Genomic DNA, 12,466 nt, shown 5'->3' with positions numbered 1-12,466 from the left:
GACCGATCATTGACGAGAAGGGACAAGGTTACCATGCGCGCATTGAACCGCCTGTTGATCGCCAGCCTCCTGGCCATCGCCCCGGTCGCCACGTTCGCCGCCGACGAACCCTCCGCGGAACCGGACGTCACCATCCGCCAGGAAGGCGACAAGACCATCCAGGAATACCGCGTCAACGGTTTCCTCTACGCCATCAAGGTGACCCCGAAGAACGGCAAGCCGTACTTCCTGGTCCGCGCCGATGGCGAAAGCAACTACGTCCGCTCGGACAACCCCGACATGCTTATCCCGGCCTGGGAAATCTTCAGCTGGTAGCGCACGCGCAACCCCGTAACAAGGTAGTCCAATGTCTGTATTCACCCCCCTCGAACGTCCGGAACTGGAAGCCTTCCTCGCCCCCTACGGGCTGGGTCGGCTGAAGGATTTCCAAGGCATCGCCGAAGGCTCCGAGAACAGCAACTTTTTCGTCAGCCTGGAAGGGGGTGAATACGTCCTGACCCTGGTGGAGCGCGGCCCCAGCCACGACCTGCCGTTCTTCATCGAACTGCTCGACGTGCTCCACGAGGCCGACCTGCCGGTGCCCTTCGCCCTGCGCACAGGTACGGGCGAGGCCCTGCGCGAGCTGGCGGAGAAGCCGGCGCTGCTGCAGCCGCGCCTGCCGGGCAAGCACGTGCACCAGCCCAACGCCCACCATTGCGCGGAAGTTGGCCGTCTCCTGGCGCGCCTGCACCTGGCCACCCGCGAACGGGTGCTGGAGCGCAAGAGCGATCGCGGCCTGGCCTGGATGGTCGACGAGGGTCCTGGCCTCGCCCTGCAGCTGGACGACGCGGCGCTGCCGCTGCTGCGCGATGCCTTGAAGGAAATCGGCGAGGTGAAGGAACGCTTTCTCGCTTTGCCACGGGCCAACCTGCACGCCGACCTGTTCAAGGACAACGTGCTGTTCGATGGTCCGCACCTGTCCGGGGTGATCGACTTCTACAACGCCTGCTCCGGCCCCATGCTCTACGACCTGGCCATCTGCCTGAACGATTGGTGCTCGGACGCCGACGGCCGCCTCGACGGCCAACTGGCCCGTGCCCTGCTCGGTGCCTATGCCGCGCTGCGCCCGTTCATCGCCGCCGAGGCCGAACTCTGGCCGACCGCCCTGCGCATCGCCTGCGTGCGTTTCTGGCTGTCGCGGCTGATCGCCGCCAATGCCTTCGCCGGGCAGGATGTGCTGATCCATGACCCGAATGTGTTCCAGAAGCGCCTGGCGCAGCGGCAGAGGATTGAGGTGGCGTTGCCGTTTGCGCTCTGACGGGCAGCAATACCCTCCAGGGGGCGCCCCCTTGTAGGAGCGAATTCATTCGCGAAGGGCAGCTCTGCTGCCCGTGACATCCATCGGCACGCGCCTGACCGGAAATCGCGAATGAATTCGCTCCCACAGGTCTATTCCCGGCCCGGCCATCCATGGCTGGTCGTTCGCCCTTCAAAACGCATGCTCGAGCGAGTAAAGATCGAATCCGCAGCAGACATCCCTGTCGTTGCTCCTCTGCTCAAGTTCAACCCCGGCCCGGCCATCCATGGCCGGTCGTTCGCCGGGGCGAAGCATGCTTCGCCTGATCCGGCTCACCCACACTTCGAGTGTCCGCAGTTGAGGCAGGTGGCGCAGCCGTCCATCTGCACCACTGCCTGCGTGTTGCATTTGCCGCAGAGCTGGGCGCCCGCGGGGAAGCCTTCGCCGGGTTCGGCGGTGGTGGTGCCCAGGCTGGCTTCATAGGCCGCGCGCTTTTCCGCCAGGTAGAGCCGCTGCTCTTCGTCCAGCTTCTGGCCTTCCATCAGGCCGATGGCCACCAGGTGACGCTCCAGCACCGCGCCTATTTCCGCCACCAGCGACGGCATGTAGACCCCGCCGCGCTTGAGGTAGCCGCCGCGCGGGTCGAACACTGCCTTCAGCTCTTCCACCAGGAAGGTGCAGTCGCCGCCCTTGCGGAACACCGCTGACATGATGCGGGTGAGGGCGACGATCCACTGAAAATGCTCCATGCCCTTGGAGTTGATGAAGATCTCGAAGGGCCGGCGCTGCTCGAAGGCAGTGCCGGGGTTCAGCACGATGTCGTTGATGGTCACGTAGAGCGCGTGCTCGAACAGCGGCGACTTGATCTTGTAGGTGGCGCCCACCAGGGTTTCCGGACGCTGCAGGGTCTCGTCCATCTGCACCACGGCGGCGGCTTCTTCGGCGGCCTTGCGGGCCTTTTCCTGGTCCAGGTCCACCAGGCTGAAGCCCTTGATCTTCTGCTCGATCTTGAGGGGCATAGGGGCCTCCACGTGTTCAGTACTTGCCGTAGTAGCCTTCCTTCAAGGCTTCGAACAGGTTGGCGGCGGTGTGGACCTCGCCGTCGTACTCCACTTCTTCATTGCCGCGCAGCTCCACCTGGGTTCCGTCTTCCAGCTCGAAGCGGTAGACGGTCCGCTCCAGGTCCGCATCCTTCACCAGCACCCCCTGGAACGCCGCCGGGTTGAAGCGGAAGGTGGTGCAACCCTTGAGGCCCTGGTGCCAGGCCCGCAGGTAGATGTCCTTGAAGTCCTCAAAGGCGAAGTCGGTGGGGACGTTGGCGGTCTTGGAGATGGAGGAGTCGATCCAGCGCTGCGCGGCGGCCTGCATGTCCACATGCTCGGCAGGGCGGATGTCGTCGGCGCTGACGAAATAGTCCGGCAGGCGCTGGGTCGGATGCTCAGCGTCGGGCCGGGCCTGGCGGTTGACCAGGGCGCGATAGGCCAGCAGCTCGTAGCTGCACACCTCGATCTTCTCCTTGGTCTTGCGCCCGGGGCGGATCAGGTTGCGCGAATACTGGTGGGCGTAGCTCGGCTCGATACCGTTGGAGGCGTTGTTGGCCAGGCTCAGGCTGATGGTGCCGGTGGGAGCGATGGAGCTGTGGTGGGTGAAGCGCGCGCCCACCTCGGCCAGCTCGGCCACCAGTTCCGGTGCGTGCTCGGCGATCCGCTGCATGTAGCGGGAATAGCGCGCGTGGAGGATACGCCCCGGCACCCGATCGCCGACCTTGTAGCCGTCGTCCACCATCTCCGGGCGCTTGCGCAGCAGGGCGGCGGTCACTTCGTAGTCGCGGCTCAGGATGGGCGCCGGGCCTTTCTCCCGGGCCAGCTCCAGCGCCACCTGCCAACCGGCCAGGGCCATCTCCCGCGCCACCTCCTCGGTGAACACACAGGCTTCGGTACTGCCGTAGCGCAAGCGCAACAGCGCCAGGGCCGAACCCAGGCCGAGGAAGCCCATGCCGTGGCGGCGCTTGCCGAGGATTTCCTCGCGCTGCCGCGCCAGCGGCAGGCCGTTGATCTCCACCACGTTGTCGAGCATGCGGGTGAAGACGCGCACCACGGCGCGGAAGCGCTCCCAGTCGAAGTGAGCGTCTTCGCTGAAGGGCTCCTCGACGAAGGCGGTGAGGTTGATCGAGCCCAGCAGGCAGGACCCGTAGGGCGGCAGCGGCTGCTCGCCGCAGGGATTGGTGGCGCGGATAGCCTCGCACCACCAGTTGTTGTTCAGCTCGTTGACCCGGTCGATGAGGATGAAGCCCGGCTCGGCGAAGTCGTAGGTGGAGACCATGATCATGTCCCACAGGTGCCGGGCCTGGACGCGGCCGTACACCTTGCAGGCCACCAGGCCGTCCTCGCGGACGATGTAGCCCTCGTGCACCGGCCAGTCGCGCCAGATCACCTGCGTCGGATCGCCGAAGTCCAGTTCGTCGCGCTCCTTGGGGTGCACCGGGTAGAGCAGCGGCCACTCGGTGTCGTTCTCCACCGCGTGCATGAAGGCATCGCTGACCAACAGACTGAGGTTGAACTGGCGCAGGCGCCCGTCCTCGCGCTTGGCGCGAATGAACTCACGCACGTCCGGGTGGCAGACGTCGAAGGTGCCCATCTGTGCCCCACGGCGGCCGCCGGCGGAGCTCACGGTGAAGCACATCTTGTCGTAGATATCCATGAACGACAGCGGCCCGCTGGTCTGCGCCCCGGCGCCGGACACAAAGGCGCCCCGCGGACGCAGCGTGCTGAATTCGTAGCCGATGCCGCAGCCGGCCTTGAGGGTGAGCCCGGCTTCATGGACCTTGCCGAGGATGTCGTCCATGGAGTCGAGGATGGTGCCGGAGACCGTGCAGTTGATGGTCGAGGTCGCCGGCTTGATGTCCTGGGCGCCGGCATTGGAGATGATCCGTCCGGCCGGGATGGCGCCGTTGCGCAGGGCCCAGAGGAAGCGCTCGTACCAGTGCTCGCGGGCCGCGCTGTCGGCTTCCACGTCCGCCAGGGCGCGGGCCACGCGCTGCCAGGTGGCGTCCGGGGTGAGGTCGATCGGCGTACCGTCCTTGTGCTTGAGGCGGTACTTGCTGTCCCAGATGTCCTCCGACGCCGCCTGCAAGGCGATGCCGTGGTTGCCCTGGACCTGCCTGGGGGTCCCTGTCCTGGCCATCCGCTACCCTCCCGTGATGAAGAGTCCAGACTCGCATGACCACGAATGCCGGCCGCTGATCCACATCAAGACGGCCCGCGGCCCCTCTCTCACATTAGCAGGCGACGCTTCGCTCACGACGCCTGGAATACCGCGAAACCGTGGAAGCGCGTTCAGAGCGCTTCCAGACACCCCGCCAGGCCGTCGCCCAGGTTTTGCAGCAGGGTTTCATAGCCGTTGGCGGCGACCGGCGCGGCCAGGCCCAGGGCATCCAGTTCGGCCAGGCGCACCGGCAGGCCGGCAGAGAGCGTGTCGGCCAGGCGTGGACGTACCGGCGGCTCATTGAACACACAGCTGGGGCCGGCCTTCTGCAACCGCTCGCGCATGGCGGCGACGTGGCGGGCGCCGGGCTGCACTTCGCTGGCCACGCTGAACACACCGGCGTGGCGCAGGCCGTAGGCGGCCTCGAAGTAGTCGAAGGCTTCGTGGAAAACGAAGAAGGGCTTGCTGGCGACCTTGGCCATGCGCGCCTTCAGGCGGGCGTCGAGTTGCTCCAGACGACCTTCGAAGGCCTTCAGGTTGGCCTGGTAGCGGGCGGCGTTGGCCGGATCGGCGGCGGCCAGGTCGGCGGCCATGCGCGCGGCAATCACCCGGGCGTTGGCCGGCAGCAACCAGAGGTGGACGTCCAGCGAGCCGGGGCGATGGTCATGATCGTGCTCATGCTCATGCTCATGTTCGTGATCATCCTCGCCGTGCTCGTCATGCGGGGCCTCGAAATGCCGCAGGGTCATGCCGGCTTCGCCCTGCAGCGCCACGCTGGGCTTGTCGCGGCCCTGGAGCACGCGGGGCAGGAAGCTTTCCAGGTCGGGACCGACCCAGTAGAACAGATCCGCCTCGCGCACCCGGCGCACGTCCGAGGGGCGCAGGGCGTACTGGTGCGGCGAGGCGCCGGGGGGCAGCAGCACGTCGGGTTGGCCGGCGCCGTCCTGCACGGCGGCGGCGATCAGTTGCAGCGGTTTGATGCTGGTCAGCAGGCGGACCTCGGCCTGGGCCGACAGGGCGCAGGCACTGAGCAGAAGGGAGACGAATAGACGGAACACGGCACAGACTCGGCGGTAAAAGAGTTATAGAATAACGTCTCTTTCACCTGACGTCGCCGCCGCCATGCTCAAGCCGATCAGCGTAAAGGCCCCCCTGGCCTGTCGTCCCCACGACCATTCCCACTGCGTGTCCAACGCCCTGGCCGAGGCCGATGCCATCTGCGCCCGCCAGGGCCTGCGCCTGACCGCCCTGCGCAAGCGCGTGCTGGAACTGGTCTGGCAAAGCCACAAGCCGCTGGGCGCCTACGACATCCTCGGCGTGCTGACCGAGGAAGACGGCCGCCGCGCGGCGCCGCCCACCGTCTACCGGGCCCTGGACTTCCTCCTGGAGAACGGCCTGGTGCACCGCATCGCCTCGCTCAACGCCTTCGTCGGCTGCAACCACCCGGGCGACGCCCACCAGGGCCAGTTCCTCATCTGCCGCAACTGCCAGACCGCCATCGAGCTGGAACAACCGAGCATCAGCCAGGCCATTGTCGAGAGCGCCACGTCCGTGGGCTTCGTGGTCGAAGGCCAGACCGTGGAGATCGTCGGCCTCTGCGCCAGCTGCCAGGTGGCCGCATGAGCGATGTACTGATCCGTCTCGACGGGGTCGGCGTCGACTTCGCGGGCCAACCGGTGCTGCAGGATGTGCGCCTGGAAGTGAAGGCCGGCGAGATCGTCACCCTGATCGGCCCCAACGGCGCCGGCAAGACCACCCTGGTGCGCGCCGTGCTCGGCCTGCTCAAGCCCGATAGCGGCGAAGTCTGGCGCAAGCCGCGCCTGCACATCGGCTACATGCCGCAGAAGCTCCAGGTGGACGCCACCCTGCCGCTGACCGTGCTGCGCTTCCTGCGCCTGGTGCCGGGGGTTGACCGCAAGGCCGCCCTCGCCGCGCTGGATGAAGTGGGCGCGGCCCAGGTGATCGACAACCCGTTGCAAAACATCTCCGGTGGCGAGCTGCAGCGCGTGCTGCTGGCCCGCGCCCTGCTGCGCGAGCCCGAGCTGCTGGTGCTGGACGAGCCGGTGCAGGGCGTCGACGTCGCCGGCCAAGCCGAGCTCTATCGCCTGATCGGCCGCCTGCGCGACCGCCACGGCTGCGGCGTGCTGATGGTTTCCCACGACCTGCACCTGGTGATGAGCGCCACCGACCAGGTGGTCTGCCTGAATCGCCACGTGTGCTGCTCCGGCCACCCGGAACAGGTCAGCGGCGACCCGGCCTTCGTCGAACTGTTCGGCCAGGACGCCAAGAGCCTGGCCGTCTACCACCACCACCACGACCATGCCCACGACCTGCATGGCGAAGTGGTGAAGCCCCCCTTCCCCGGCGGCACCCGCTTCACGCCCGTCCACAAGCACGGCCCCGACTGCAACCATGGCTGACTTTCTCCTCAACGCCCTGCTCGCCGGCCTGGCCCTGGCCCTGGTGGCCGGCCCCCTCGGCTCCTTCGTGGTCTGGCGGCGCATGGCCTATTTCGGCGACACCCTGTCCCATGCCGCCCTGCTCGGCGTGGCCCTTGGCCTGATGCTCGACGTCAGCCCCACCCTCGCGGTGACCGTCGGCTGCGTGCTGCTCGCCGTGCTGCTGGTGACCCTGCAGCAGCGCCAACCGCTGGCCTCCGACACCCTGCTGGGCATCCTCGCCCACAGCACCCTGTCCCTGGGCCTGGTGGTGCTGAGCTTCATGAGCGAGGTACGCGTCGATCTCATGGCCTATCTGTTCGGCGACCTGCTGGCAGTGAGCCGGACCGACCTCGCCTGGATTCTCGGCGGCAGCGCCCTGGTGATGCTGGTGCTGACCCTTATCTGGCGGCCGCTGCTGGCGATCACCGTGCACGAGGAACTGGCGCGGGTGGAAGGCTTGCCGGTGGCGGCGATCCGCCTCGGCCTGATGCTGCTGATCGCCATCGTCATCGCCGTGGCGATGAAAATCGTCGGCGTGCTGCTGATCACGTCCCTGCTGATCATCCCGGCCGCCGCCGCCCAGCGTCACGCCCGCAGCCCCGAGCAGATGGCCCTGGGCGCCAGCCTGCTGGGCCTGGTGGCGGTGTGCGCGGGTCTGGCGCTGTCCTGGTACGAGGACACCCCGGCCGGCCCGTCCATCGTGGTGTCGGCCGCGAGCCTGTTCCTCTTCAGTTTCGCCCTGCCGCGTCGCACCTGAGCGGCGCCAGGCAAGGCGACAGAATCGCCAGCCCGGCGGCCGGAATGACACTGCTTTTTTGTCCTAAGCCCGAGCAGCGTGTACAATCGCGCATTTTTTGAGCAATCAGAGACCTGACGAAATGAAACCGTTCGCCACTCGTTGCCTATCCATCGCCGCGCTTTCCGTGCTGCTGGCCGCCTGCCAGACCGCACAACAGGGCGCGGAGCCGCCCACCGACGCACTGAGCAGCGGCTTCCTGCAGCTCGACCAGAGCCTGGCGGCCGGCCAACTGGCCGAGGCAGAAAGCCAGCTCAGGGCCCTGGAAGGCAGCAACGCGGCGGACGCCCGCGTCGCGCACTACCAGCGCCAGTTGGCCGATGCCTGGCTCAAGCGCAGCCAGGTCGCCCTGCAACTGGGAGACCTGGACGGCGCCGCCACGGCCCTCAGCCACGCGCGCAGCCTGATGCCCAAGGCCCCGGCGCTGACCGAAGGCCTCAACGGCGCCATCGACAAGGCGCGCCAGGCGGGCAACGAAGCCCTGCCGCTGGAGCCGGCCCCTCAGTCCTGAGGCCGCCGGCCGACAGGCAGCTAGACTGCACTGAGCCCGCCTGTCGCTTATTCCCCGATGCTATAGCCATAGGCACAGAAAGATTTTCTGTGCCTATGTGGCAGCAGGTAAACTTGCCGGCTTTTTAGCCGATCCGGCTAACGACGAACCCACAAGGTTTCCGCAGTGATCGAATTCCATAACGTCCACAAGGCGTATCGCGTCGAAGGCCGTGAAATCCCGGCCCTGCAGCCGACCGACCTCGCCATCCAGAGCGGCGAAGTCTTCGGCCTGATCGGCCATTCGGGCGCCGGCAAGAGCACCCTGCTGCGCCTGATCAACCGCCTCGAGGAACCCTCCGGTGGCCGCATCGTCATCGAAGGCACCGACGTCACCGCCCTCGACAGCGAGGGCCTGCGCCGCTTCCGCCAGCGCGTCGGGATGATCTTCCAGCACTTCAACCTGCTGTCGTCCAAGACCGTGGCCGAGAACGTCGGCCTGCCGCTGAAGCTCGCGGGCGAACTGTCCCGCAGCGAGATCGATCGCCGCGTCGCCGAACTGCTGGCCCGTGTCGGCCTCAGCGACCACGCGCGCAAGTACCCGGCGCAGCTTTCCGGCGGCCAGAAGCAGCGTGTCGGCATTGCCCGCGCCCTGGCCACCCAGCCGAAAATCCTGCTCTGCGACGAGGCCACCAGCGCCCTCGACCCGCAGACCACCGCGCAGGTGTTGCAACTGCTGACCGAGATCAACCGCGAACTGAAGCTGACCATCGTCCTCATCACCCACGAGATGGACGTGATCCGCCGGGTCTGCGACCGCGTCGCGGTGATGGACGGTGGCGTCATCGTCGAGCAGGGCGCGGTGGCCGATGTGTTCCTGCACCCGCAGCACCCCACCACCCAGCGCTTCGTGCTGGAAGACGAACACGTGGACGAAGGCGAGCAGCGCGATGATTTCGCCCATGTCAGCGGCCGCATCCTGCGCCTGACCTTCCGCGGCGACGCGACCTACGCCCCGCTGCTGGGCACCGTGGCGCGCCAGAGCGGGGTGGACTACAGCATCCTCGCGGGACGAATCGACCGCATCAAGGACACCCCCTACGGCCAGCTGACCCTGGCCCTGACCGGCGGCGATATCGACGCCGCGCTGACCTGCTTCCGCGAGGCGGACGTGCACCTGGAGATCCTGCGCTGATGGACGCCCTGCTCGCCAATATCGACTGGTACGAAATCTGGCTCGCCACCCTCGACACCTTCCTGATGCTCGGCGGCTCGCTGCTGTTCACCGTGCTGCTGGGCCTGCCCCTGGGCGTGCTGCTGTTCCTCACCGGCCCTCGCCAGCTGTTCGAGCAGAAAGCCGTCTACGGCCTGCTGTCGCTGCTGGTGAACGTGCTGCGTTCGCTGCCCTTCATCATCCTGCTGATTGTGATGATCCCCTTCACCGTGTTCATCACCGGCACCTCCCTGGGTGTCGCCGGCGCCATCCCTCCGCTGGTGGTGGGCGCCACGCCCTTCTTCGCGCGCCTGGTGGAAACCGCCCTGCGCGAGGTGGATCGCGGCATCCTCGAAGCCACCCAGGCCATGGGCGCCACCACCCGCCAGATCATCTGGAATGCCCTGCTGCCGGAGGCCCGGCCGGGCATCTTCGCCGCCATCACCGTCACCGCCATCACCCTGGTGTCCTACACCGCGATGGCCGGAGTGGTGGGCGCCGGCGGCCTCGGCGACCTGGCCATCCGCTTCGGCTACCAGCGCTTCCAGACCGACGTGATGGTGGTCACGGTGGTCCTGCTGCTGGTGCTCGTACAGATCCTGCAAACCGTCGGCGACAAGCTGGTGGTTCACTTTTCCCGTAAATGACCTGGCGCCGGCGCCCGTTGCGCCGGCCCCCACGACTGCCCACAAGGAGCCGCTCATGAAAAAACTGCTGGTGGCCTTCGCCGCCCTGACCACCCTCTCCGCCCAGGCCGACACCCTGAAGGTGGCCGCCACCCCGGTGCCCCACGCGGAAATCCTCGAGTTCATCAAGCCGCAACTGGCGAAGGAAGGCGTGGACCTGCAGGTGAAAGTCTTCACCGACTACGTGCAGCCCAACGTGCAGGTTGCCGAAGGCCGCCTGGATGCCAACTTCTTCCAGCACCAGCCCTACCTGGACGAGTTCAACAAGGCCCGCCAGACCAAGGTGAAGCTGGTGTCCGTGGTCGGCGTCCACGTCGAGCCCTTCGGCGCCTACTCCAGCAAGGTGAAGTCCCTGGCCGAGCTGCCGGAAGGCGCCCAGGTGGTCATCCCCAACGACGCCACCAACGGCGGCCGCGCCCTGCTGCTGCTGGACAAGGCCGGCGTGATCAAGCTGAAGGACAACACCCGCATCACCGCCACCCCGAAGGACATCGCCGAGAATCCGAAGGGCATCAAGGTGCGTGAGCTGGAAGCCGCGACCCTGCCGCGCGTGCTGAACCAGGTGGACCTGGCGCTGATCAACACCAACTACGCCCTGGAAGCCAAGCTGAACCCCACCCAGGACGCCCTGGCCATCGAAGGCAGCGAGTCGCCCTACGTGAACATCCTGGTGGCCCGCGAGGACAACAAGGCCAACGCCGACCTGCAGAAACTGGCCGCGGCCCTGCACAGCCCCGAGGTGAAGCAATTCATCGAGGAGAAGTACAAGGGCGCGGTGGTTCCGGCGTTCTGATTGCTTCGGCATGAATGAAAAAGCCCGCTCGATTGAGCGTAATGCTGTTCACTTAAGCGGAGCAGCCTTGCGGTCCACCGGGTAGCGGGTCTTGGAAATCTTCACCGTCCTGGGTCTTGATGGCTTGGGGCGGTGATCCAGAAACAGCCCGCCAATACCGGCTCGCAACTCCGACAGGCGACGGCCCGTGGCCGAAATCGGGTTGGCCGCCGCCATCACGATCAATTGCACGGCGATATAGTGAGCCACCGGCTTGAAGCGGATGTCGGCGGGTGAGCGGCCGAAGGCGACTGCCGCCTGACCGGCCTCACGGCGGATGATGTTGTAGGCCAGCAACAATCCCCAGACCTCCTGGTAGACCAACGCCTTGACCTTGCTGCGCAGGGTCACCGCATTCTGCTGCAGGGAACTCTTGATGTTCCGGAAACCCAGTTCGATCTCCCAGCGCTCCCGGTACAGTGTGGCGACCGCCTTGGCGCTGTAGCGCTCGGCCGGCAGCGAGGTCAGAACGGTTTTTACCTTGCCCTGGACTTCGTAGCTGACCTCGCGCACCTCCCAGTGCGTGGGTAGGTTCGGGTTACGGTTTCGCGCCTGGGGCGACACCTTCATGCGCAACAGGCGATCCCCTTTGCCATAACGCGTCACTTCCTCGCTGACTAGACCCTGGCGGGCCGGGATCAACCAATGTCGGTGGTCACCGCCCTTGTTCAACCCCAACAGCAAATCGGCGCTCCAGAACCCCTTGTCGAACAAGGTCACCGAATGGTCGGGAATCTGCTGCACAAAGGCATCGGCCAAACGCATTTCACTGCGCCGGTATGGGCTCAACTGGGCATCCAGAATCAAGTGCGAGCGCACATTCATCAGGGCCACGAGCCGCAGCATGGGGAACGGCGTCTGACGGTCGGTGGCGGTATTGCCAGAGCCGAAATGCTCCCGCAGTTCGGGTGTATCCGGGGTGCGCAGCAGTGCACCATCCACCGCCAACACCTGCAGGCCCTGCCAGCTATCGCCGTCATAGCGCTCACACCCCCATTGCTGACCCGTCTGGCGAAACAGCCATTCAACCGGATCGGCCCCCAGCCGCTTGCGTGCCTCGGTGACCCCACTTCTGGCCAGCAGGTGGTCGGAGGCCAGACCCTGGGCGCAGATGTTCAGGCGCCGCGCCACCTCATGGACCGGCTCGTCGCGGAACAAGGCCATGCCGAGCACCAGCCAGAGCACCTGATCACTGGGCAGGCGCCGGCGGCGGATGGTGGCTTGGGCAGAAAGGTCCAGCGCCGACGCCACCCACTCGATCGGGATGTTTTGGGTGAAGGTGCTCAAGTCGGAGAAGTTGAACAACTCGCCCAGGTCGAGCAACTGCTGTTGAAAGGACATAAAAAATCCGATGCCAGAGGTCTGGCATCGGATTCTCGGGGAGCTTCGGCTGCAGCTCAAATGCTTATGTGAACAGCATTACGCTCGATTGAGCGGGCTTTTTTGTGGGTGCCTGGTTTCCTGTGGGAGCGAATTCATTCGCGAAAGGCTGTGCACCGGATTCGTTGGCTTCGTTCCTCAGCGGAGCG

13 protein-coding genes are annotated in these 12,466 nt (G+C 66.3%); 9 read left to right on the top strand and 4 right to left on the bottom strand.

Annotated elements, in window-relative coordinates:
• Positions 1–33: 33 nt before the first annotated feature.
• Both PJW05_RS00385 and PJW05_RS00380 read left to right on the top strand, forming a co-directional pair.
• Positions 34–315: a DUF2782 domain-containing protein gene (locus PJW05_RS00385; RefSeq protein WP_271409979.1), complete on the top strand. Its 282-nt coding sequence runs from the start codon at positions 34–36 to the stop codon at positions 313–315.
• 31 nt (positions 316–346) lie between these two features.
• Positions 347–1,297 carry a homoserine kinase gene (locus PJW05_RS00380; protein WP_271409978.1) on the top strand — a complete coding sequence of 317 codons (951 nt, stop codon included), beginning with the start codon at positions 347–349 and terminating at the stop codon, positions 1,295–1,297.
• Positions 1,298–1,608: 311 nt separating this feature from the next.
• Here PJW05_RS00380 and PJW05_RS00375 read toward each other — a convergent pair whose 3' ends face one another.
• The 3 genes from PJW05_RS00375 to znuA all read right to left on the bottom strand — a co-directional run bounded on the left by PJW05_RS00375 (position 1,609) and on the right by znuA (position 5,538).
• Entirely contained in the window at positions 1,609–2,295 is a 687-nt protein-coding gene (locus tag PJW05_RS00375; protein WP_271409977.1) for a TSCPD domain-containing protein, read from the bottom strand.
• Between the two features lie 16 nt (positions 2,296–2,311).
• Entirely contained in the window at positions 2,312–4,459 is a 2,148-nt protein-coding gene (locus tag PJW05_RS00370; protein ID WP_271409976.1) for an adenosylcobalamin-dependent ribonucleoside-diphosphate reductase, read from the bottom strand.
• 152 nt (positions 4,460–4,611) lie between these two features.
• Positions 4,612–5,538, bottom strand: a complete 927-nt coding sequence (gene znuA, locus PJW05_RS00365; RefSeq protein ID WP_271409975.1) for a zinc ABC transporter substrate-binding protein ZnuA — start codon at positions 5,536–5,538, stop codon at positions 4,612–4,614.
• A 64-nt stretch (positions 5,539–5,602) separates the two neighbouring features.
• Here znuA and zur point away from each other — a divergent pair, with 64 nt between their 5' ends.
• The 7 genes from zur (at position 5,603) to PJW05_RS00330 (ending at position 10,898) form a co-directional block, all read left to right on the top strand.
• Positions 5,603–6,103 carry a zinc uptake transcriptional repressor Zur gene (gene zur, locus PJW05_RS00360; RefSeq protein ID WP_271409974.1) on the top strand — a complete coding sequence of 167 codons (501 nt, stop codon included), beginning with the start codon at positions 5,603–5,605 and terminating at the stop codon, positions 6,101–6,103.
• Positions 6,100–6,900 (top strand): zinc ABC transporter ATP-binding protein ZnuC, encoded by an 801-nt coding sequence (gene znuC, locus PJW05_RS00355; RefSeq protein ID WP_271409973.1) that lies wholly within the window; start codon positions 6,100–6,102, stop codon positions 6,898–6,900. The genes zur and znuC overlap by 4 nt, the downstream gene beginning before the upstream one ends.
• Positions 6,893–7,678, top strand: coding sequence for a zinc ABC transporter permease subunit ZnuB (gene znuB / locus PJW05_RS00350; RefSeq protein WP_271409972.1), 786 nt, complete (start codon positions 6,893–6,895; stop codon positions 7,676–7,678). The genes znuC and znuB overlap by 8 nt, the downstream gene beginning before the upstream one ends.
• Before the next feature lie 121 nt (positions 7,679–7,799).
• Positions 7,800–8,228, top strand: coding sequence for a hypothetical protein (locus tag PJW05_RS00345; protein ID WP_271409971.1), 429 nt, complete (start codon positions 7,800–7,802; stop codon positions 8,226–8,228).
• Between the two features lie 165 nt (positions 8,229–8,393).
• A complete protein-coding gene (locus tag PJW05_RS00340; protein ID WP_271409970.1) occupies positions 8,394–9,401 on the top strand; it encodes a methionine ABC transporter ATP-binding protein in 1,008 nt (335 codons plus the stop codon).
• The gene (locus PJW05_RS00335) at positions 9,401–10,066 is read left to right on the top strand and encodes a methionine ABC transporter permease (protein WP_271409969.1); all 666 of its coding nucleotides are present in this window, start codon (positions 9,401–9,403) and stop codon (positions 10,064–10,066) included. Before PJW05_RS00340 ends, PJW05_RS00335 begins: the two co-directional genes overlap by 1 nt.
• Before the next feature lie 55 nt (positions 10,067–10,121).
• Complete coding sequence (locus tag PJW05_RS00330; RefSeq protein WP_271409968.1) at positions 10,122–10,898, top strand: MetQ/NlpA family ABC transporter substrate-binding protein; 777 nt, start codon at positions 10,122–10,124, stop codon at positions 10,896–10,898.
• 48 nt (positions 10,899–10,946) lie between these two features.
• On the opposite strand, the gene PJW05_RS00325 is transcribed toward PJW05_RS00330, so the two are convergent.
• Complete coding sequence (locus PJW05_RS00325) at positions 10,947–12,278, bottom strand: IS4 family transposase (RefSeq protein ID WP_271407860.1); 1,332 nt, start codon at positions 12,276–12,278, stop codon at positions 10,947–10,949.
• Positions 12,279–12,466: the final 188 nt, after the last annotated feature.

Source organism: Pseudomonas sp. Q1-7 (assembly GCF_028010285.1).
Lineage (GTDB): Bacteria > Pseudomonadota > Gammaproteobacteria > Pseudomonadales > Pseudomonadaceae > Metapseudomonas.
The sequence above is the reverse complement of the archived record's forward strand: the minus strand, read 5'-3'. Positions and strand labels throughout refer to the sequence as shown.